This window comes from Thalassobius sp. MITS945101 (assembly GCF_047123305.1).
Lineage (GTDB): Bacteria > Pseudomonadota > Alphaproteobacteria > Rhodobacterales > Rhodobacteraceae > Thalassobius.
Window position 1 is genome coordinate 3,341,272 of sequence record NZ_CP138918.1, and the last position, 20,340, is coordinate 3,361,611.

Sequence of the window (20,340 nt, forward strand, 5' to 3'; positions counted from 1 at the left end):
CTCCGCCACTGCGATCTGTCACACAGCTGTTACACTAGCGTCACAAAAGCATAGCGCAACGGCTTTAGGTCGCCGTTCAGTGGTTCTCACCAACGAGGACCCGGAGACAGAAATCAGGAGAGTTCCTTCAATGTCGATCGTGAAACTGACCGCCTCGACCCTGGCCATTGCGGCCGTATCCGCCACCGCCGCAGCTGCCCGTGACCAGGTGCAGGTTGCCGGTTCCTCCACCGTACTGCCCTACGCCTCGATCGTAGCTGAAGCGTTCGGTGAAAACTTTGACTTCCCGACCCCGGTTGTTGAATCCGGTGGCTCCTCGGCCGGTCTGAAGCGTTTCTGCGAAGGTGTTGGTGAAAACACCGTGGACGTTGCCAACGCTTCGCGCAAAATCAAAGACAAAGAGATCAAGGCCTGCGCCGAAAACGGTGTGACCGACATCATCGAAGTGCGCATTGGTTATGACGGCATCGTGTTTGCTTCGGACATCGAAGGCGAAACCTTTGAATTCACCCCGACCGATTGGTTCCTGGCCCTGTCCGACAAGGTTCTGGTAGACGGCGCACTGGTTGCCAACCCGAACAAAACCTGGGCAGACGTGAACGCCAACTTCCCGGCGCAGGCGCTGGCCGCTTACGTCCCCGGCACCAAACACGGCACCCGTGAAGTGTTCGAAGACAAAGTGATCCTGGCCGGCTGTGAAGCCACCGGCGCCTTTGACGCCTTCCTGGCCACCGCCGAAGGCGACACCGACAAGGCCAAGCACAAAGCAGCCGAGAAAGCCTGTATCGCCCTGCGTACCGATGGCGTTTCGGTCGACATCGACGGCGACTACACTGAAACCCTGGCCTCGATCGAAAGCAACAAAGACGGCATCGGCGTCTTCGGTCTGTCGTTCTACGAGAACAACACCGACAAGCTGAAAGTGGCCACCATGTCCGGCGTAGTGCCTTCGACCGACTCGATCGCAACCGGCGAATATCCGGTATCGCGTCCGCTGTACTTCTACGTGAAGAAAGCCCACATCGGCGTGATCCCCGGCCTGAAAGAATACGCTGAATTCTTCATCGCCGACGAAATCGCAGGCCCCGACGGCCCGCTGGCCGAATACGGCCTGGTGGCAGACCCTGAGCTGGCAGAAACCCAAGCGGTTGTTGCTGACGAGCAGGTTCTGGGCGCCAACATGTAAGACCCTTTGGCAGGGGCGGCGCGCTGCCCCTGCCAGCCAACTCCTCCTCATCACATCGGAGAGACCATGCCCACTTCCTGGCTTGTCTTGATCCTCCTCGGCCTGTCTGTGGTCGGTTATTTCCTTGGACGGCAGCGTGCCCTTGCTTCAGCAGGCGGTGACATTCGCGCCCTCCATTCGCTTCCGAATTTCTACGGGATGAACGTGCTGCTCAGTGCGCTTGTCCCGTCTGCTGTTTTGCTGGGCCTCTGGCTGGTGCTGCAGCCGATGGCGATCAACGCCAATGTGGCCAGCGCCATTCCCGCCAGCGCTATTGCCGAAGGCTCCAGCCGCGATCTGGTGATGAGCGACGTGAAGCGCGTCGCCGAAGGTCTTGAAATTGCGCGCCAAAACAGTGCGATTGACCTCGAGGGCATCGCCGCGCTGGACGCCACCCAAACCGACATCCGCGCCCTGCTGGGTGAGGTTGGCGTGGCCCTTGGCAGCGATGTGACACCTGCCGTTCTGACCGCCGCGCTGGACTACCGCAGCCTGACGCTGACCGGCACAACCGTGATGAGCCTGACCGTTCTGGTGGTGGCGCTGATCGGCTTTGGCATTTCCTACAGCAAGACCCACCATGAATACCGCGCCCGCAATGTGGTGGAGCGTGGCGTGCTGATCCTGTTGATCGGGGCCGCGTCGCTGGCGATCCTGACCACCGTGGGCATCGTGTTTTCGATGCTGTTTGAGACGGTGAACTTCTTTGGTCTGCACGACTGGAAAGACTTCTTCTTCGGCACCGTCTGGGCGCCGAACTTCCGCGGCGATTCCGAATTGGCGATCCTGCCGCTTTTGTGGGGCACGCTCTATATTTCGCTGGTGGCCCTGCTGGTGGCCGTGCCGATCGGCCTGTTTGCCGCCATTTACCTGTCCGAATACGCCTCTCGCGGGATGCGCAGCTTTGCCAAGCCGCTGCTGGAAATTCTCGCAGGGATCCCAACCATTGTTTACGGCCTCTTTGCGCTGATCACTTTTGGGCCGTTTTTGATGCGTCTCTTTGGCGAAGGCGGGGCTTTCGGTGTGGACTGGATGACCGACGCGCGGTCTGTAGCCACGGCCGGGATCGTCATGGGCATCATGCTGATCCCCTTTGTCAGCTCGCTCAGCGACGACATCATCAACGCGGTACCGCAAGCCATGCGCGATGGTTCTTACGGTCTGGGTGCAACCAAATCGGAAACCATCCGCCAGGTGGTGCTGCCTGCCGCGCTGCCCGGCATTGTCGGCGCCATCCTGTTGGCGGCCAGCCGCGCCATTGGGGAGACGATGATTGTGGTACTGGGGGCAGGGGCAATTGCCCGCCTGGCCACCAACCCGCTGGAAGCGCTGACCACTATCACCACCCGCATCGTCAGCCAGCTGACCGGGGATGGCGACTTCGCCTCGCCCGAGACGCTGGTGGCCTTTGCACTGGGTCTGACCCTCTTTGTCCTCACGCTGGGGCTGAACATCCTCGCGCTCTATATCGTGCGCAAATATCGGGAACAGTACGAATGACCGACGCAACGTCCCCCAACATGCCTGCATCGGGTGCGGCGGTGCCGCCGAAAACCTCGATCCACACGCAGAGCGACCGCGTCAAGAAACGCAACGCCGCCGAGCGTCGCTTCAAGATGTACGGTCTGGCCGCCATTGGCGCGGGCCTGCTGATGCTGCTTGTGCTGCTGACCACCATTCTGGGCAACGGTCTGGGCGCGTTCCAGCAAACCTTTGTCACGCTTGAGGTGGAGCTCTTGGAAAGCAAGCTGGACAAGAAGGGCAACCGCAACCTTGAGGATATCAAGAAAGTGTCGACCTTCGGCTATGCGCCGCTGATGAAAACAGCCTTTGAAACCAAGGTCGAAGAGCTGGGTCTGGAAACGGGGCTGAAGTCGAAAGACATGGCCGCGATCCTGTCGAAATCCGCCGCTGCTGAGCTGCGCGATTACGTACTGGAAGACCCCAGCCGCATTGGCACCAAGGTGGAGTTCACCTTCCTCGCTAACAGCCGGGTTGATGGTTACCTGAAAGGCCGGGTGACCCGTGAAAGCATCGCCAACGACAAGAAGATCTCGGCCGCGCAGCTGGATTTCGTCGACATGATGGTTGAGGCAGGTGTGGTCAAGAAAACCTTCAACCCCGATTTCATCTTTGGCGCGGACGCCTCTGACCAACGGCCCGAGGCCGCAGGCATGGGCGTGTCGATGATGGGCAGCCTCTTCATGATGCTGGTGGTTCTGGCGCTGGCACTGCCAATCGGCGTTGCCGCCTCGATCTATCTGGAGGAATTTGCCCCGAAGAACTGGATCACCGATCTGATTGAAGTCAATATCTCGAACCTCGCAGCGGTGCCCTCGATTGTGTTCGGCATTCTGGGTCTGGCCGTCTTCATCAACTACATGCATCTGCCGCAATCGGCCCCGCTGGTGGGCGGGCTGGTGCTGACGCTGATGACCCTGCCAACCATCATCATCTCGACCCGCGCCTCGCTAAAAGCGGTGCCGCCCTCGATCCGCGATGCGGCGCTAGGACTTGGGGCCTCCAAAATGCAGTCCGTGTTCCACCATGTGTTGCCCTTGGCTGCCCCAGGCATCCTGACCGGCACCATCATCGGTCTGGCACAGGCGCTGGGGGAAACCGCCCCCTTGCTGCTGATCGGGATGATTGGCTTCATCGCCTCAAACCCGCCAGAAGGGCTGATCGAAGGCCTGATGTCGCCGAACTCTGCCATGCCGGCCCAGATCTACGAATGGGCCAAACGCGCCGAACCTGCCTTCTACGAACGGGCCTGGGGCGGCATCATCATTCTATTGATTTTCCTCGTGACGATGAACACGATTGCGGTGATCCTGCGCCGCCGGTTCGAACGTCGCTGGTAATACGTGCGAGCAAAGGATCATCGCCATGTATGACACACCCGCTCTGGAGGCCGCTTTGGACCAGAAAGAAACCAAAATCACCGCTGCGGACGTTCAGGTTCACTACGGGGATACCCACGCCATCAAGGATGTCTCCATCGACATTCCGGCCAAGACGGTCACCGCCTTCATCGGCCCTTCTGGCTGCGGTAAGTCGACGTTCTTGCGCTGCCTGAACCGGATGAATGACACCATCGACATCTGCCGCGTCACCGGCAAGATCGAACTGGACGGTGAAGACATCTACGACAAACGTGTTGATCCGGTGCAGCTGCGCGCCAAGGTGGGCATGGTGTTCCAGAAACCAAACCCGTTCCCCAAGTCGATCTATGACAACATCGCCTATGGCCCCCGTATCCACGGGCTGGCCAACACCAAGGCGGATCTGGATGTGATCGTGGAAAAATCCCTGCGCCGCGGTGCGATCTGGGATGAGGTCAAGGACCGACTGCACGCACCGGGCACCGGCCTGTCCGGCGGGCAGCAGCAGCGTCTGTGCATCGCCCGAGCCGTGGCCACTGAACCGGAGGTTCTGTTGATGGATGAACCCTGCTCGGCGCTGGATCCGATTGCCACGGCACAGGTGGAAGAGCTGATCGACGAGCTGCGCAACAAATACGCGGTGGTCATCGTGACCCACTCGATGCAGCAGGCGGCCCGTGTCAGCCAGAAAACCGCCTTCTTCCATCTCGGCAATCTGGTGGAATTTGGCGACACCAGCCAGATTTTCACCAACCCGACCGACCCGCGCACCGAAAGCTACATCACCGGCCGGATTGGCTAAGGAACCAGAACGATGAACAGCGACAGCATTTTGGACGAAAACCATATCGTCACCTCTTTTGACCGCGATCTGGAAACCATTCAGGCGCAGATCATGAAAATGGGCGGCCTGGTGGAAGAGGCCATCCTGAAAGGGGCCAAATCCCTGGAAGAGCGTGACGAAGAAAGCGCCGAAGCGGTGCGCAAGGCCGATAAGGCCATCGACGCGCTGGAAAACCAGATCAACGAAGGCGCCGCCCAGATCATCGCGCTGCGGGCGCCTGCGGCCTCGGATCTGCGGGTGATCCTGTCGGTGATGAAAATCTCCGGCAATCTGGAACGCATCGGCGACTACGCCAAGAACATGGCCAAGCGCACCGGCGTTTTGGTCCAGATGGCGCCGATTGAGGGCTCTCACGTGGCGATCCGCCGGATGGCGCGTGAAGTGCAGCTGATGCTGAAGGACGCTTTGGATGCCTATATCCAGCGTGACGCCGATCTGGCTCGTGACGTGATTGCCCGCGACGAAGACGTGGACCAGATGTACAACGCCCTGTTCCGCGAATTCCTGACCTTCATGATGGAAGACCCGCGCAACATCACCGCCTGTATGCACCTGCATTTCATCGCCAAAAACACCGAGCGCATGGGGGATCATGTGACCTCTATTGCCGAACAGGTGGTCTATCTGGTCGAAGGGGCGCTGCCCGATGAAAGCCGCCCCAAAGGCGACCAGACCTCGATCGACGCCAATCTGGGTGAGGTCTAAGCCATGGCTGCGACACAACCCACCGTGCTGGTGGTGGAAGACGAACCGGCGCAACGTGAAGTGCTGGGCTACAATCTGGAGGCCGAAGGTTTCCGTGTGGTCAAAGCCGCCAGCGGCGATGAGGCACTGATGATGGTGCCGGAGGAAAACCCCGACATCATCGTGCTGGACTGGATGCTGCCCAATGTGTCGGGCATTGAGGTCTGTCGCCAGCTGAAGACCCGCAATGAAACGCGCAACGTGCCGATCATCATGCTCTCTGCCCGCTCGGAAGAGGTGGACAAGGTGCGCGGGCTGGAAACCGGCGCGGATGACTATGTGGTCAAACCCTATTCGGTGGTCGAATTGATGGCCCGTGTGCGCACCCAGTTGCGCCGCACCCGTCCAGCCACCGTGGGCGCACGGCTGGAATATGATGACATCATTCTCGACGCCGAAACCCACCGTGTGACCCGTGATGGCGAGGCGCTGAAGCTGGGGCCAACCGAGTTCCGGCTGCTGTCGACCTTCATGGAAAAGCCCGGTCGTGTCTGGAGCCGGGAACAGCTGCTGGATCGGGTCTGGGGCCGTGACATCTATGTGGACACCCGCACCGTGGATGTCCACATCGGACGGCTGCGCAAGGCGCTGACCCGCAACGGCGGCGGCGATCCGCTACGCACGGTGCGTGGCGCTGGCTACGCCTTAGGCTGATCCTCAAGTAAAAATTATCGAACAGGGAAGGGGACTTGCGCCCCTTTCTTTATGTCCGAACTATCGTGGCAGCGCGTCTTCGTCCTCCGCCTGTGTGGCCAGCCATTCACGGAAGATCTGCAATGACCGGTCGCGCGACCGCTCCACCGGCCAGACCAGAAAATACGATCCTAGCGAACGGGTGGCGCCGCCATAGGCATGGACCAAACGGCCCTTGGCCAATTCCTGCTCCACCAGGTAGTCCGGCAACAACGCCACCCCCAGACCATGCAACGCCGCCTGTGTGATCGTGGAAAACTGATCGTAGAGCGTGCCCGCAACCCCAGTCGCCGCAACCCCGTAGCTTTCAAACCATTCCGACCAGGCATTGGGCCGCGTTTCGATATGCAGCAGGGGCAGCAACAGCAGATCGCGCGGGTGTGCCACCACCGTCTGCGCCATCAGATCTGGCGCACAGACCGGCACCACATGTTCCGGCTTCAGCCGCAACACCTCGGTTCCCGGCCAATCGCCTTTGCCAAAATGTATCGCCGCATCAAAGGGTTCCTGCGCAAAGCTGAACGGCGCCAGCCGCGTGGACATGTTGATTGTGATCTCCGGATGAAGCTTAGCGAACTCCGCCAGTCGCGGCACCAGCCAGCGCATCCCGAAGGTCGGCAGGATCGCCAGGTTCAGCGACCCACTCTCTGGATTGACCTGCACCTTCAACGAGGCCTGGGCAATGCTGTTCAGCGCCTCGCGCACCGCCGTGGCATATTCACTGGCAGCGGGCGTCAGCTTCATCATCTTGCGGTCGCGAATGATCAAAGTGGTGCCCAGCTGCGCCTCAAGCGCCTGCAATTGACGGCTGACCGCGCTTTGGGTCTGGGCCAGCTCTTCGGCCACGGCGGTGGCGCTGCCCAGACGGTCCAGCGCCTCCAGTGCACGGAGCGAGGCAATCGAGGGCAAATAGCGGCGCGGCGTCACCATTATGACTTTTCCTCATGACATGATGCGGAAGAATTGCTGTTTTCACTCCTTCAACTGACGTATCCCTCCACCAAACGCAAGAAAAACTCATGAATTGGAGCCCCTCATGACCGATCGCCCCGCCCTGCGCGCCAAAGACAAACCCGATCTGGGGGCTTTTGACTGGGCTGACCCGTTCAAACTGGACCAGCAGCTCAGCGAAGACGAACGTATGATCCGCGACAGCGCCCATGCCTATTGTCAGGAAAAACTTGAACCTCGGGTTCTGTCAGCTTTTGAAAACGAAGAAACCGACCCTGAGATCTTCCGCGAAATGGGCGACATGGGCCTCTTGGGCGTCACCATCCCCGAGGAATACGGCGGCATCGCGGCGGGTTATGCAGCCTACGGTCTGGTGGCACGCGAGGTGGAGCGTGTCGACTCGGGTTACCGCTCGATGATGTCGGTGCAAAGCTCGCTGGTGATGTACCCAATTTACGCCTATGGCTCAGAAGAACAACGGAAAAAATACCTACCCAAGCTGGCCTCCGGCGAATGGATCGGCTGCTTCGGCCTGACAGAACCTGACGCGGGCTCTGACCCCGCCGGCATGAAAACCCGCGCGGTAAAGACCGAAGGCGGCTACGTTCTGACTGGTTCCAAAATGTGGATCTCCAACAGCCCGATCGCGGATGTGTTTGTGGTCTGGGCCAAATCCGAAGCCCACGGCGGCAAGATCCGCGGCTTTGTGCTGGAAAAGGGCATGAAGGGCCTCAGCGCGCCGAAAATCGGCAACAAAATGTCCCTGCGCGCCTCGATCACCGGTGAGATCGTGCTGGACAACGTGGAAGTGGGCGAAGACGCGCTGCTGCCGCATGTGGAAGGCCTGAAAGGCCCGTTCGGCTGCCTCAACCGCGCCCGCTACGGCATCAGCTGGGGCGCTTTGGGCGCCGCTGAATTCTGCTGGCACGCCGCCCGTCAATACGGTCTGGACCGCCACCAGTTCAAAAAACCGCTGGCACAAACCCAGCTGTTCCAGAAAAAACTGGCCGATATGCAGACCGAAATCTCGCTGGGCCTACAGGCCAGCCTGCAGGTGGGTCGCCTGATGGACAATGCCGAAGCCGCGCCTGAAATGATCTCGATCGTGAAGCGCAACAACTGCGGCAAGGCGCTGGAAATTGCCCGCCACGCCCGCGACATGCACGGCGGCAACGGCATCAGCCTGGAGTTTGGCGTCATCCGTCACATGGTGAACCTGGAGACAGTTAACACCTATGAAGGCGCCCATGACGTACACGCCCTCATTTTGGGTCGCGCTCAGACGGGCTTGCAGGCTTTCTTCTAAGCCACGCAGAATAAACGATAAAGGCGCGGGGCAATGCATCCCGCGCCACTTGCATTTCAGGGGGAATTATGGACCGCGCCGAGATTGTACATCAGAATTTTTTGCGCCGCGTTAAGGAAGGTGACCTGCCGGAAGTGACAGGTCCATCGCTCGCTGGTTCTGGCCTAAGCGCAGACGGGCTGATGGCACTGTTTCGCTCCCAGGTCATGAGCCGTCAGTTGGACCGAATTTCGCGCAAGTTGCAGGCGCGCGGGCAGGGGTTCTACACCATCGGCTCCTCTGGCCATGAAGGCAACGCCGCCATCGCCGCCGCCTTGCGGGTGAGCGACCCTGCCTTCCTGCATTACCGCGATGCCGCCTTTCAAATCGCCCGCTCTGGTCAGGTCAAGGGCCAGGATCCGCTGTGGGATATGCTACTGAGCTTCACCGCCTCCGCCGAAGATCCGATCTCAGGAGGGCGTCATAAAGTTCTGGGATCAAAGGCACTTTCCATCCCACCACAGACCTCAACCATCGCCAGCCATCTGCCCAAAGCCCTTGGCACCGCCTATGCCATCGGTATGTCACGTCGCCTGCCGCCACCGGTGGCAGAGTTTCCCGACGACGCAATTGCGATGTGCAGTTTCGGCGACGCCTCGCTGAACCATTCGACCGCACAAGGGGCGATTAACACTGCCGGCTGGACCGCCTTCCAAGGTGTGCCGCTGCCCTTGATGATGGTTTGCGAGGACAACGGGATCGGCATTTCCGTGCCCACCCCGAAGGGTTGGGTCGAGGCCTCGATGCAGGCACGTCCGGGTATTCGTTATGAGGCGTGCAACGGACTCGATCTGGTGGAAACCTTCGTTAAAGCGCGTGCGCTGGCGGACTGGATCCGCACCCGGCGCAAGCCCGGGTTCCTGCATGTCTCGACGGTCAGGCTCTATGGCCATGCAGGCGCGGACGTGGAGGCGGTCTATCGATCAAAATCCGAAATCCTGGCTCAAGAAGCCAACGACCCATTGCTGCACACAAGCGCCTGGCTGATTGCCGAAGGTGCTGCATCACGAGATGATATTCTGTCTATTTATCAGGATCTTGAAGCAGAAACCGAAAGTCGCGCTGAGGAGGCTGTGAAACGTCCAAAGCTGCACAGCGCCGAACAGGTTGTGGCCTCCCTGATCCCGCCAACACGTGCGCGACCGGCCTCGAACAAGCCGACCATCAAGGACCGTGAAGACTTGTTCGGCAGTTCCGATATGCGCGCCTTGTCCGAGCCGCAGCCGATGAACAAATTGATTAACCTTGGCCTTGCGGACCTGATGCTGAGGCATCCTGAAACGGTGCTTATGGGCGAAGATGTCGGGCGCAAAGGTGGTGTTTACGGAGTCACCAAAGGGTTGCAGAGCAAATTCGGCTCCACACGCGTGATCGACACGCTGCTGGATGAGCAGAGTATTCTGGGACTGGCGATTGGCATGGGGCAGGCGGGCTATGTGCCGATCCCTGAAATTCAGTTTCTGGCCTATCTGCACAATGCAGAGGATCAGATCCGCGGCGAAGCGGCTACTTTGCCGTTTTTCTCCAACGGACAGTTTACCAATCCGATGGTGCTGCGCATTCAAGGGCTTGGCTATCAGAAAGGTTTTGGAGGCCACTTCCACAATGACAACTCGCTTGCGGTTCTACGCGACATTCCGGGCCTTGTGATCGGCTGCCCTTCCAATGGCGCGGATGCTGTCGCCATGTACCGTGCGGCCGTGCGCTTGGCCCGGGAGAATCAGCGCGTTGTTGCCATGATCGATCCCATCGCACTTCTCCCTATGCGCGACCTGCACTCGGCAGGTGACGGCGGCTGGATGCAGCATTACCCGGAAGAAGGGCACGAAATCCTGCCAGGTGACCTGGGTCAAAGCGGTGACGGCACCGACCTGGCCATTGTCAGCTACGGCAACGGCGTTTACCTATCTGAACAAGCGCGCAAGCACTTGGAAGAGCAGGGGGTCCGCACCCGTGTGATTGATCTGCGCTGGCTTGCCCCGCTGGCCAAAGACGCGCTGCTGGAAGCGCTCGCCCCCTGTAAGAACGTGCTGATCGTCGAAGAGTGCCGCACCACCGGATCGCAGTCTGAGGCCCTGATGGCGCTCTTTACCGAAGCTGGCCTGTCCCGCACCGCCCGTGTCGCGGCAACAGATTGCTTCATCGCGACGGGTCCGGCCTATGCCAGCACGATGCCATCGAAAGACAGCATAGTTTCAGCCGCTAAGGAACTGTTTAACAAATGAAAAACCTTTGGGAGGAGAGTTGCGAAGAACATCTAACGACATCCACATTCAGTGGCAGCACCACCGCTGATCTGGTGGTGGTTGGCGGCGGTTTCACCGGATGCTCAGCAGCGCTGGAGGCGGCGAAACGCGGTGCGAAAGTCATCCTTCTGGAAGGCAGAACAATCGGTTACGGCGGCTCTGGGCGCAACGTCGGGCTGGTCAACGCCGGCCTCTGGTTGCCGCCAGACACGGTGGAGGCGCAACTGGGGGAAGAGGCAGGTAGAAAGCTGAACCGATCCCTCGCAGGAGCGCCGGATAAAGTGTTCAAAAACATCGAAGAATACGGAATTTCTTGCGAGGCTACGCGGTCTGGAACCCTGCATTGCGCCCACGCGCCCCGCGGCTTGAAAGATCTGAAAAACCGCTACAGTCAGCAGGTTGCACGTGGGGCTCCGGTAACACTCCTTAACGCCGTGGAGGCGCAAAAAGCGGTTGGAAGTGCAGAGGTTTACGGTGCTTTGCAGGACATGCGCGCCGGCACCATCCAGCCGATGGGGTACGTCAAAGGTCTGGCGCGCGCGGCGCAAGGCCTTGGTGCTCGGATCTATGAAGGCACAAAAGTAACACAAATTCAGCGCGATGGCCAAGGCTGGAAGGTCACCTGCGCAGGAGGTGTCCTCAGCGCAGGTGCCGTGCTGATTGCCGGCAATGCCTACGGCGAAGCAGCGGCGCAGCGTGAGACGCCTAAAACGCCAATTGTACATTATTTCCAACTGGCAACCGCACCGATGACAGACGTGCAGCTGGCGCGCATTCTACCGGGATTGCAGGGCTGTTGGGACACTGGGTTGATCATGAAAAGTTTCCGCCGTGATGCGACGGGCAGGCTGGTGTTTGGCGCCATGGGCAAACCGGATCTACTGGGGCTGCACAAACGTTGGGCCACACGCGCCTTGGGCAAAATGTTCCCAGCGCTACAGGATACTCAGCTCACACATTTCTGGTCGGGGCGCATCGCCATGACCGGAGACCATCTCCCGAAAGTCATGAGGATTGGGCCGCAAGGCTTTGTCATTTTTGGATATTCAGGCCGTGGCATTGGACCTGGCACCGTCTTTGGTGCAGCGGCAGCAGACGCGTTGCTGAATGGTTCGGAAGACGTGTTGCCCGTGGCGCCGGTCGATCAGCACAACGATGCATTCTCAAATCTGCGCAGCGTTTATTACGAAACAGGGGCGCGGGTTATGCACTTGATTTGATGGCAGATCTTCCAACACAAACGGCTCCAGGCTGGCACCGCCATAAATCGTATAATCTGTATTATGGTAAATAATAGCCCAGCAAAGCACAGCGATATCTGACGCCCTGATACAAATGTGTTGAGTGCCAGCAGCGCTTGAACCAAAAACCGCGTTGCAGGCCTCGACAGAACACGCGCATGGGATGTAAGCTGCGGGAAAGTAACCAGTCATGGCGCTTCTGAGGACGACAGAAGTTTGGCCAAGTAGACGATTTCGACGACCGAGGACGGGATGAGCACCAGCAGATATCTTCAGGCTCTGACAAACACGCAGAGCATCGAAGAGCTTTGGGATATGCACACGCGCAAGATGGCGAGCTATGGCTTTGACCGTCTGCTCTATGGCTTCACCCGCTATCGGACTTCCAACTCGCTTGGCGATCCCGATGACTTCATCGTCCTGACCAATCACGATCCGGCTTACACAGATGTGTTCATGGGCCAAGGACTGTATTTTCATGGGCCGATGGTGAAATGGGTTCTGGAAAATGAAGGCGCCGCCAGCTGGAGCATTCTTGGCGAGATGATGTCGCAAGGCGCGCTCACCGAAAGTGAGCGTCGTGTGCTGGAGTTTAACCGCTCTATGCATGTGACCGCCGGCTATTCCATCAGCTTCAAGTCGATCTCACCCCGGGCCAAGGGCGCAATTGCGTTGACCGCACACCCTGAGATGACTCAGGCTGAGGCGGATGACGTCTGGGCGGCGCATGGTGATGAGATCCTGGTGATGAACAACATCTGTCACCTGAAAATCATGACCCTGCCCTATTCCGCGCCCAGCCGAACCCTGACAAAACGGCAGAAAGAAGCGCTGGAATGGGTTGGAGACGGCAAAACCACCCAGGACATTGCACTGCTGATGGGTTTGACCCAGGCAACGGTGGAAAAACATCTGCGGCTTGCGCGAGAATCGCTGAATGTGGAAACAACAGCGCAGGCGGTTTTGAAGGCCGCGCTACAAAACCAGATGTTCGTCATCGAAGCGTAATTGTCAGACGTTTAAGTCTCTGAAATCGTGTGCAGAAATCACCCCAGATTGGCGTGGTTAACAAAAGGTACGGTTTTCCATACTTTCGAATTTGCGCGGAAAAATGCATCTTACAGGTGTTCCGTGAGTGGTGGCTTTGGCCAGGGAACATGCGGAGATAAGCCCTTGTGATTGCGAGGCTCTGATCTTCGTCCGGTTTTCCGGTTTGCCGGTCTGTGCGCTTATTGATCGCGTATGGGCCGGTCGTCGGGCTCATCCCCGCTCATCCCCAATCGTCCAGGGGTGTGCTCGGTTTTATAGAACGGCGTCGTCTTTTTCAGACGGCGCCGTTCGCCTTTCCAGATGCCCGCTATTCAGACACGGTTACCGCTTGAGCGGCCGAGGTTTGCATGCCGTTTGGAAGACGCCCTGCCCCGACATTGTCCTGCGCCCACATAGCGCTGCGCCCAAACAAAAACGCCCCACGTTTGCACGTGAGGCGTTTCTTTTCCGAAGAACCGGAACGAAGGACGCTTAGGCGCCTTTCACTGCGGCCGCAACTTCTGCTGCGAAATCTTCTTCTTTTTTCTCGATGCCTTCGCCCACTTCCAGACGGACAAAGCCAAGAACTTCGGCGCCAGCTTCGGCGGCCGCTTTCTCAACGGTCAGGTCGGGGTTCACAACAAACGCCTGACCCAGCAGGGTGCTTTCGGCGATGTATTTCTTCATGCGGCCAACGATCATTTTCTCGATCACGGCGTCGGGCTTGCCCGATTCCTTGGCGATGTCGATCTGAACCTGACGCTCTTTGGCAACAACGTCGGCGTCCAGGTCTGATTCGCCCAGGGCCAGCGGGTTGGCGGCGGCAATGTGCATTGCAACCTGTTTGCCAAACGCTTCGTCGCCACCTTTCAGCGCAACCAGAACACCGATCTGGCCCAGGCCAGCGGCGGCTGCGTTGTGCACGTAAGAAGCAACAACGTCACCCTCAACCGAGGCCATACGGCGCAGCGACATGTTTTCGCCGATGGTGGCGATTTTGTCGGTGATGGTGTCGGCAACCGACTTACCACCCATGTCTGCAGCGGCCAGCGCTTCAACGTCAGAAACGTTCAGAGCTGCGCCAGCGATGCCTTTAACCATGTCCTGGAAATCAGCGTTTTTCGCAACGAAGTCGGTTTCCGAGTTCACCTCAACGGCAACACCCTTGCCACCTTCAACGGCCAGAGCAACAAGGCCCTCGGCTGCAGTGCGGCCCGATTTCTTGGCGGCTTTCGCCAGACCTTTGGTGCGCAGCCAATCAACCGCAGCGTCCATGTCGCCATCGGTTTCGGTCAGCGCTTTTTTCGCGTCCATCATGCCTGCGCCGGTCGAGTCGCGCAGTTCTTTCACCATCTTTGCAGTGATCGCCATGAGAGGCTCCCTTGGTAGAAAATTGAACTATCGGGGGCGGCCCTAACCGACCCCCGTGTCAGTAACGTGACGAAGCTTAAGCTTCGGCGCCTTCGGCAGCGGCTTCTTCAACCATGCCTTCTTCCAGCGCCCCCAGGTCAACGCCAGCGGCGTCCATCTGAGCCGACATGCCGTCGAGGGCAGCGCGGCTGACCAGGTCGGTGTACAGAGCGATGGCGCGGGCTGCGTCGTCGTTGCCGGGGATGATGTAATCAACACCAGAAGGCGAGCAGTTGGTGTCCACAACAGCCACAACCGGGATACCCAGCTTGTTGGCTTCTGCGATGGCCAGGGCTTCTTTTTTAACGTCGATGACGAACAGCAGATCAGGAACGCCGCCCATTTCACGGATACCGCCCAGCGAAGCCTGCAGCTTGCCCTGGTCACGTTCCATGTTCAGACGCTCTTTCTTGGTCAGGCCTTCTGCGCCCGATGCCAGCTTCTCGTCGATCTCTTTCAGACGGTTGATCGACTGCGAAACGGTCTGCCAGTTGGTCAGCGTGCCGCCCAGCCAACGGTGGTTCATGTAGTACTGTGCGCATTTCTCAGCGGCTTCAGCAACCGGGCCAGCGGCCTGACGCTTGGTGCCAACGAACAGAACACGGCCGCCTTTGGCAACGGTGTCACGTACAGCTTTCAGAGCCTGGTCCAGCAGCGGAACAGTCTGGGTCAGGTCCATGATGTGGATGCCGTTGCGCGAGCCGTAGATATACGGACCCATGCGGGGGTTCCAACGCTGGGTCTGGTGACCAAAGTGAACGCCGGCTTCAAGCAGCTGGCGCAGAGTGAATTCAGGAAGAGCCATTCTCTTATTCCTTTCCGGTTTGTACCTAAGCGGGGCTTTCAAGGGCATGTGCCCAACCGGCGGACCGTTACAGGATGTCTCCCTGCAAGGCCCAACCCCGCCTGTGAAGTGCCGCGCGTATAGACGGGAATTAGAAGGGTGGCAAGGACTATCGGACAGGAAACGCCAAGTTTTCCGCAATGCGCCCGCGCGAGGTGTTTTCCACCACTTGAGCCTGCCGGAAATCTCTCTATGGTGTGACGCTTCGCCTGCTGACTGCTACAACAGATCCAACAGTCAAACCAGCGGAAAGGGAGCGTGGCAAGACCGCGCCGACCCTTAGCTTGAACATCATAGTCTAGGTGACAACAGGCATGGATCAACCAACTGATATGAAACAACAAATCCTGTGCATTGGCTCCGTCCTTTGGGACGTTGTGGGCCGTGCGACAATTGCGATGCGGGCCGGTTCGGATGTGCCGGGTCGGATTGAGCGGATCCCCGGCGGGGTGGCGCTGAACATTGCCATGGCGCTGGGGCGCTTTGGCCTGAACCCTTCGGCACTGACCGCGATTGGCCGCGACCCAGAGGGCGAAGAGCTGATGGCGGCCTGTGGCCGTCTGGGGGTGTCGACCGAACACGCCTATCGCTCCGACGATCTGCCCACTGATCAATATATGGCCATTGAAGGCGCCAACGGGTTGATCGCCGCCATTGCGGATGCCCATTCGCTGGAGGCCGCCGGCCCACGCATTCTGACGCCGCTGATTGAGGGGCCGCTTGGCACCCGTGCGGCGCCGTTTGAAGGGCTGATTGCGCTGGATGGCAACCTGACCCACGCGCTGCTGGAAGAGATTGCCACCGATGCGGCCTTTGCCAAGGCGGACCTGCGGGTTGCCCCCGCCTCACCCGGCAAGGCCGAACGGCTGGCCCCCTTCCTGCGCCATTCCCGTGCGGTGCTTTATGTGAACCTCGAAGAGGCGGGGCTGCTGTGCCAGCGCACCTTTGAAAACTCCGAAGCGGCCGCCGCCGCCCTCATCGAGCGCGGCGCCAAGCGGGCATTGGTCACCAATGGGGCCAAGCCCTGTTCTGATGGCACCGCCGCTGGCGTCATCACCGCCTGCCCGCCCGAAGTGCTGGTCACCCGCATCACCGGCGCAGGTGACACCTTTATGGCCGCTCATATGGCCGCCGAACTGTCTGGCATGACCCGTGAGGCCGCGCTGGAACGCGCCCTGCATGCCGCCGCAATCTACGTCTCCGGAGAACTCCCCGCATGAGCCTGAAACCTGTACTCAGCCCCGAAGTTGCCGCCGCTCAAGCGGAGGGCAAAGCCATTGTGGCGCTGGAAAGCACCATTATCACCCACGGGATGCCCTATCCGCAGAACCTCGAAACCGCCCGCCGGGTGGAGGATGAGGTGCGCAACGCAGGCGCCGTGCCCGCGACCATCGCCGTGCTGGACGGCACGCTGCACGCGGGTCTGACCGATGCCCAGCTGGAAGCACTGGCGCAGGCCAAGGATGTGGCCAAGATCAGCCGCGCCGATATGGCCGTGATCATGGCGCAGGGCCGCACCGGCGCCACCACTGTGGCCGCCACCATGATTGCCGCGCATCTGGCTGGCATCCACGTCTTTGCCACCGGCGGCATTGGCGGCGTGCATAAAGGCGCCGAAGACAGCTTCGACATCTCCGCCGATCTGCTGGAATTGGCCGCCACCCCGGTGACCGTTATCGCGGCGGGCGCCAAGGCGATCCTCGATGTGCCGAAAACGCTGGAAGTGCTGGAAACTCAAGGTGTTCCGGTCATCACCTATGGTCAGGACAGCTTCCCGGCCTTCTGGTCTGCCACCTCGCCGCTGGCCTCGCCCCTGCGGATGGACGCAGCTGCGGAAATGGCGAAAGCCCATCAGATGCGGGGCCAGCTGGGCCTGCCCGGCGGGCAGCTGATTGCCAACCCAATCCCGGCAGCCGCCGAAATCCCGCAGGCAGAGATGAACCCGATCATCGATGCCGCCACCGCAGAGGCCGAGGAAAAAGGCATCAAAGGCAAAGAGGTCACGCCCTTCCTGTTGCAACGCATCTTTGAGCTGACCGAGGGCAAATCGCTGGAGGCCAACATTGCGCTGGTCCTCAACAACGCCCGTCTGGCCAGCGCCATTGCGCGCGAAATGGTCTGATCCAGCCCCAAATCAGCGGTTTTCCCCCTGCATCGTGCTTGCGACACTGCAAGTCATTGTGATGTGGGGGTAAAGCCCCTAGATAGGCTTTAACCTTGTTTTCAGACACCTATCGCCCATGACCACACCTTTTGACGAAGACCTTCCAAAACCGCGCAAGCCGGGGCTGTTTGCACGGCTGCGTTCGTCGTTTCTGACCGGTATTGTGGTGATTGCCCCTGTCGGGCTGACGATCTGGTTCATCTGGAGCGTTGCGGGCTGGGTGGATGGCTTTGTGCTACCGCTGGTGCCGGAACGGTTCAAACCCGAACCCTATATCGGCATCAACCTGCGCGGCGTCGGGATCCTGTTCTTCCTGGTCTTCACGGTGTTGGTTGGCTGGGTGGCCAAAGGGCTGATGGGCCGCTCGTTGATCCGCTTCGCCGAAAGTCTGGTGCGGCGAATGCCGGTGGTTCGCTCGATCTATTCCGGTGTCAAACAGATCGCCGAAACCGTCTTTGCCCAATCCGAACGGTCGTTTGAACGCGCCTGCCTGATCGAATATCCGCGCAAAGGCATCTGGGCGATTGGTTTTGTCTCGACCGAGGCCAAGGGTGAGGTGGCCGCGCGCGCGGGCGGGGATGACAATGACCTGCTCAGCATTTTTGTGCCCACCACGCCAAACCCAACCTCTGGGTTCCTGCTCTACTTCCCACGCAAAGACGTGATGGAGCTGGACATGAGTGTGGAGGATGCGGCGAAACTGGTGATCTCGGCCGGGTTGGTCTACCCCAACGGCAAAGATCCCAGCAAGCCGTCCAAATAACCCCAGATCCTAGTCGTCGAACATCGCCTGCAAATCCACGCTACTGCGTTGATTGAGATCGTCAAAATGGGTGGCAAGGAAAGTTTCCGCCGCCTGACGTCCCGCAGCCTTTAGCCGGGCCAGCACCACCGGGCTTGGCACCAGTTTGGTCATCACCGACAGGTCGTTCATCAAAGCATTGTCAGCAATCATATGCACCCGTGCCCGCGCCAAACCATCCTGCCGATCGGGATCCAGATCCAGCGACTGGGCATAGGCGATCACCCGCAGTTCGCGCAGCAGCGAGGAGTTGAAGCTGATCTCATTGATCCGATTGTTGATCTGCTGCGGGGTCACTGGCAGATCTGCGCGGTCTAGCGGATTGATATTGACCACCACAATATCGTCTGGCAAGCCACTGTAAAACAACGGAAAAAGCGCTGGATTGCCGGAATATCCACCGTCCCAGAACGCCTCTTCTTCGCCGGTTTCGGGATCCCGTAATTGCACCGCCTGGAACATCGTTGGCAGGCAGGCCGAAGCCAGCAGAACCTCTGTCGAAATCTCTGTGCCAGAGAAGATCCGCACCTTGCCGCTGCGCACATTGGTTGCCCCGACAAATAGAGCAGGACCGCAGCTGTCACAGACCTTGTCGTAATCAAAAGCCTCGGCCACCGGGGTCAACGGGTTCTGATAGAACGGTCCAAAACTGTAGGGCGAGGTTAGGCGCGACAGCGATTCCGCAAAAGTGAACGGCAGCGCATATTCCATTGCAGCACTGATTGCGCCGGTGTCAGGGGCAAACCCGGTCAGCCAAGAGGTCAGACGCATATCCTGAACCGCCCCCAACTGTTGCCACAGCCAGTCAAGCCGCTCTTTTGCACCGCGACGCCCCGCCTCAACCCAACCGGATTTCAACGCAGCCCCGTTCATCGCACCCGCAGACGCGCCCGAAATCCCTGCAATCTCCAGCCGCTCATCTTCCAGCAGCCGGTCCAGTACACCCCAGGTAAAGGCGCCATGAGCACCGCCGCCCTGAAGGGCCAAGTTGATCCGTTTGACCGTCATTGCCCTGTCCGCCTGATGTCACTGCCCCATATGCCACAGCCTATGGGCCTGATATTGCGCCGAGGTAAAGAAATCCTTACAGCGCCGTCCAGCCGCCATCGACCGAGATCGAGGTGCCAGTGATCTGGCTGGCCGTCTCCGAGCACAGGAAGACCGTGGTGCCGCCCACCTGTTCAACACTGGCGAACTGTTTGGAGGGCTGGCGTTCCAGCAGGATCTTTTCAACCACATCTTCCCGGCTCATGTTGTACTTCGCCATTGTATCGGGGATCTGCGCCTCGATCAGCGGGGTGGCCACATAGCCGGGACAGATGGCGTTGCAGGTGATGTCTTCCCGCGCGGTTTCCAGTGCCGTCACCTTGGTCAGCCCCACCACACCGTGTTTTGCCGCCACATAGGCCGATTTGAACGGCGACGCCGTCAACCTGTGGGCCGAGGCAATGTTGACCACCCTGCCCCAACCAGCCTTGCGCATCATCGGCAGCGCCGCCGCCGTGGTATGAAACGCCGAGGACATGTTGATCGCGATGATGGCATCCCATTTTTCCGCAGAAAACTCGGGGATCGGGGCAACATGCTGAATACCGGCGTTGTTGACCAGGATGTCACAGGCGCCCGATTTTTCGACCAGGGCGCGACAGGCATCGGCCTTGGACATATCAGCCTGAATGTAGCGTGCAGTGACGCCAAACTCTTCGCCGAGCGCTGCGGCCAGCGCGTGATCCTCATCGCGATCGGTAAAAGAGTTCAGCACCACATCGGCCCCGGCCCGCGCCAGTTCCCGCGCCACACCCAAACCAATCCCCGAATTCGATCCGGTGATTACCGCCGTTTTGCCCTGCAATGTCATCTGCTCTTCCCTTGCCTCGCGTCGAAATATCGTTTTGCAGGCGCAGCATAACCCTCAAACGG

Annotated in this window: 18 protein-coding genes; 13 read left to right on the forward strand and 5 right to left on the reverse strand. The window is 59.5% G+C overall.

Features of this window, described 5'->3' with window-relative positions:
- Positions 1-130: 130 nt before the first annotated feature.
- From SIC14_RS16545 to phoB, 6 genes are all read left to right on the forward strand, one after another.
- Positions 131-1,186, forward strand: a complete 1,056-nt coding sequence (locus SIC14_RS16545; RefSeq protein ID WP_412563008.1) for a substrate-binding domain-containing protein — start codon at positions 131-133, stop codon at positions 1,184-1,186.
- Between the two features lie 66 nt (positions 1,187-1,252).
- Entirely contained in the window at positions 1,253-2,725 is a 1,473-nt protein-coding gene (pstC, locus tag SIC14_RS16550) for a phosphate ABC transporter permease subunit PstC (RefSeq protein WP_412563009.1), read from the forward strand.
- Complete coding sequence (pstA, locus tag SIC14_RS16555; protein WP_412563010.1) at positions 2,722-4,086, forward strand: phosphate ABC transporter permease PstA; 1,365 nt, start codon at positions 2,722-2,724, stop codon at positions 4,084-4,086. Before pstC ends, pstA begins: the two co-directional genes overlap by 4 nt.
- A 25-nt stretch (positions 4,087-4,111) precedes the next feature.
- Positions 4,112-4,909, forward strand: a complete 798-nt coding sequence (pstB, locus tag SIC14_RS16560) for a phosphate ABC transporter ATP-binding protein PstB (RefSeq protein WP_412563011.1) — start codon at positions 4,112-4,114, stop codon at positions 4,907-4,909.
- 12 nt (positions 4,910-4,921) lie between these two features.
- Positions 4,922-5,656 carry a phosphate signaling complex protein PhoU gene (gene phoU / locus SIC14_RS16565; protein ID WP_412563012.1) on the forward strand — a complete coding sequence of 245 codons (735 nt, stop codon included), beginning with the start codon at positions 4,922-4,924 and terminating at the stop codon, positions 5,654-5,656.
- A gap of 3 nt (positions 5,657-5,659) precedes the next feature.
- Positions 5,660-6,349 (forward strand): phosphate regulon transcriptional regulator PhoB, encoded by a 690-nt coding sequence (gene phoB / locus SIC14_RS16570; protein ID WP_412563013.1) that lies wholly within the window; start codon positions 5,660-5,662, stop codon positions 6,347-6,349.
- 60 nt (positions 6,350-6,409) lie between these two features.
- Here the strand turns inward: phoB and SIC14_RS16575 are convergent, their stop codons facing one another.
- Complete coding sequence (locus SIC14_RS16575) at positions 6,410-7,318, reverse strand: LysR family transcriptional regulator (RefSeq protein ID WP_412563014.1); 909 nt, start codon at positions 7,316-7,318, stop codon at positions 6,410-6,412.
- Between the two features lie 106 nt (positions 7,319-7,424).
- On the opposite strand from SIC14_RS16575, the gene SIC14_RS16580 reads away from it, so the two are divergent.
- The 4 genes from SIC14_RS16580 (at position 7,425) to SIC14_RS16595 (ending at position 13,179) form a co-directional block, all read left to right on the forward strand.
- Entirely contained in the window at positions 7,425-8,645 is a 1,221-nt protein-coding gene (locus SIC14_RS16580) for an acyl-CoA dehydrogenase (protein ID WP_412563015.1), read from the forward strand.
- 68 nt (positions 8,646-8,713) lie between these two features.
- A complete protein-coding gene (locus SIC14_RS16585; RefSeq protein ID WP_412563016.1) occupies positions 8,714-10,909 on the forward strand; it encodes a dehydrogenase E1 component subunit alpha/beta in 2,196 nt (731 codons plus the stop codon).
- Positions 10,906-12,150: an NAD(P)/FAD-dependent oxidoreductase gene (locus SIC14_RS16590; protein WP_412563017.1), complete on the forward strand. Its 1,245-nt coding sequence runs from the start codon at positions 10,906-10,908 to the stop codon at positions 12,148-12,150. Before SIC14_RS16585 ends, SIC14_RS16590 begins: the two co-directional genes overlap by 4 nt.
- 273 nt (positions 12,151-12,423) lie before the next feature.
- Positions 12,424-13,179: a LuxR family transcriptional regulator gene (locus tag SIC14_RS16595; RefSeq protein ID WP_412563018.1), complete on the forward strand. Its 756-nt coding sequence runs from the start codon at positions 12,424-12,426 to the stop codon at positions 13,177-13,179.
- Positions 13,180-13,692: 513 nt separating this feature from the next.
- Here SIC14_RS16595 and tsf read toward each other — a convergent pair.
- Both tsf and rpsB read right to left on the reverse strand, forming a co-directional pair.
- Positions 13,693-14,571, reverse strand: a complete 879-nt coding sequence (gene tsf, locus SIC14_RS16600) for a translation elongation factor Ts (RefSeq protein WP_412563019.1) — start codon at positions 14,569-14,571, stop codon at positions 13,693-13,695.
- Between the two features lie 76 nt (positions 14,572-14,647).
- Positions 14,648-15,415 (reverse strand): 30S ribosomal protein S2, encoded by a 768-nt coding sequence (gene rpsB, locus SIC14_RS16605; RefSeq protein WP_412563020.1) that lies wholly within the window; start codon positions 15,413-15,415, stop codon positions 14,648-14,650.
- Positions 15,416-15,768: 353 nt separating this feature from the next.
- Between rpsB and SIC14_RS16610 the strand changes: the two genes are divergently transcribed.
- The 3 genes from SIC14_RS16610 to SIC14_RS16620 all read left to right on the forward strand — a co-directional run bounded on the left by SIC14_RS16610 (position 15,769) and on the right by SIC14_RS16620 (position 18,381).
- Positions 15,769-16,674 carry a PfkB family carbohydrate kinase gene (locus SIC14_RS16610; RefSeq protein WP_412563021.1) on the forward strand — a complete coding sequence of 302 codons (906 nt, stop codon included), beginning with the start codon at positions 15,769-15,771 and terminating at the stop codon, positions 16,672-16,674.
- Positions 16,671-17,576, forward strand: coding sequence for a pseudouridine-5'-phosphate glycosidase (locus SIC14_RS16615; RefSeq protein ID WP_412563022.1), 906 nt, complete (start codon positions 16,671-16,673; stop codon positions 17,574-17,576). Before SIC14_RS16610 ends, SIC14_RS16615 begins: the two co-directional genes overlap by 4 nt.
- A 118-nt stretch (positions 17,577-17,694) precedes the next feature.
- Positions 17,695-18,381 (forward strand): DUF502 domain-containing protein, encoded by a 687-nt coding sequence (locus SIC14_RS16620; protein ID WP_412563023.1) that lies wholly within the window; start codon positions 17,695-17,697, stop codon positions 18,379-18,381.
- Positions 18,382-18,390: 9 nt separating this feature from the next.
- Here SIC14_RS16620 and SIC14_RS16625 read toward each other — a convergent pair whose 3' ends face one another.
- Together SIC14_RS16625 and SIC14_RS16630 are read right to left on the reverse strand one after the other, a co-directional pair.
- Positions 18,391-19,428 carry a patatin-like phospholipase family protein gene (locus SIC14_RS16625; protein WP_412563024.1) on the reverse strand — a complete coding sequence of 346 codons (1,038 nt, stop codon included), beginning with the start codon at positions 19,426-19,428 and terminating at the stop codon, positions 18,391-18,393.
- 76 nt (positions 19,429-19,504) lie between these two features.
- A complete protein-coding gene (locus SIC14_RS16630; protein ID WP_412563025.1) occupies positions 19,505-20,278 on the reverse strand; it encodes a 3-hydroxybutyrate dehydrogenase in 774 nt (257 codons plus the stop codon).
- Positions 20,279-20,340 lie beyond the last annotated feature (62 nt).

What these genes read in the sequence shown, in the direction of transcription:
- SIC14_RS16545 (WP_412563008.1), top strand. Translation starts at nt 131, where the DNA reads ATGTCGATCGTGAAACTGACCGCCTCGACCCTGGCCATTGCGGCCGTA.
- pstC (WP_412563009.1), top strand. Translation starts at nt 1,253, where the DNA reads ATGCCCACTTCCTGGCTTGTCTTGATCCTCCTCGGCCTGTCTGTGGTC.
- pstA (WP_412563010.1), top strand. Translation starts at nt 2,722, where the DNA reads ATGACCGACGCAACGTCCCCCAACATGCCTGCATCGGGTGCGGCGGTG.
- pstB (WP_412563011.1), top strand. Translation starts at nt 4,112, where the DNA reads ATGTATGACACACCCGCTCTGGAGGCCGCTTTGGACCAGAAAGAAACC.
- phoU (WP_412563012.1), top strand. Translation starts at nt 4,922, where the DNA reads ATGAACAGCGACAGCATTTTGGACGAAAACCATATCGTCACCTCTTTT.
- phoB (WP_412563013.1), top strand. Translation starts at nt 5,660, where the DNA reads ATGGCTGCGACACAACCCACCGTGCTGGTGGTGGAAGACGAACCGGCG.
- SIC14_RS16575 (WP_412563014.1), bottom strand. Translation starts at nt 7,318, where the DNA reads ATGGTGACGCCGCGCCGCTATTTGCCCTCGATTGCCTCGCTCCGTGCA.
- SIC14_RS16580 (WP_412563015.1), top strand. Translation starts at nt 7,425, where the DNA reads ATGACCGATCGCCCCGCCCTGCGCGCCAAAGACAAACCCGATCTGGGG.
- SIC14_RS16585 (WP_412563016.1), top strand. Translation starts at nt 8,714, where the DNA reads ATGGACCGCGCCGAGATTGTACATCAGAATTTTTTGCGCCGCGTTAAG.
- SIC14_RS16590 (WP_412563017.1), top strand. Translation starts at nt 10,906, where the DNA reads ATGAAAAACCTTTGGGAGGAGAGTTGCGAAGAACATCTAACGACATCC.
- SIC14_RS16595 (WP_412563018.1), top strand. Translation starts at nt 12,424, where the DNA reads ATGAGCACCAGCAGATATCTTCAGGCTCTGACAAACACGCAGAGCATC.
- tsf (WP_412563019.1), bottom strand. Translation starts at nt 14,571, where the DNA reads ATGGCGATCACTGCAAAGATGGTGAAAGAACTGCGCGACTCGACCGGC.
- rpsB (WP_412563020.1), bottom strand. Translation starts at nt 15,415, where the DNA reads ATGGCTCTTCCTGAATTCACTCTGCGCCAGCTGCTTGAAGCCGGCGTT.
- SIC14_RS16610 (WP_412563021.1), top strand. Translation starts at nt 15,769, where the DNA reads ATGGATCAACCAACTGATATGAAACAACAAATCCTGTGCATTGGCTCC.
- SIC14_RS16615 (WP_412563022.1), top strand. Translation starts at nt 16,671, where the DNA reads ATGAGCCTGAAACCTGTACTCAGCCCCGAAGTTGCCGCCGCTCAAGCG.
- SIC14_RS16620 (WP_412563023.1), top strand. Translation starts at nt 17,695, where the DNA reads ATGACCACACCTTTTGACGAAGACCTTCCAAAACCGCGCAAGCCGGGG.
- SIC14_RS16625 (WP_412563024.1), bottom strand. Translation starts at nt 19,428, where the DNA reads ATGACGGTCAAACGGATCAACTTGGCCCTTCAGGGCGGCGGTGCTCAT.
- SIC14_RS16630 (WP_412563025.1), bottom strand. Translation starts at nt 20,278, where the DNA reads ATGACATTGCAGGGCAAAACGGCGGTAATCACCGGATCGAATTCGGGG.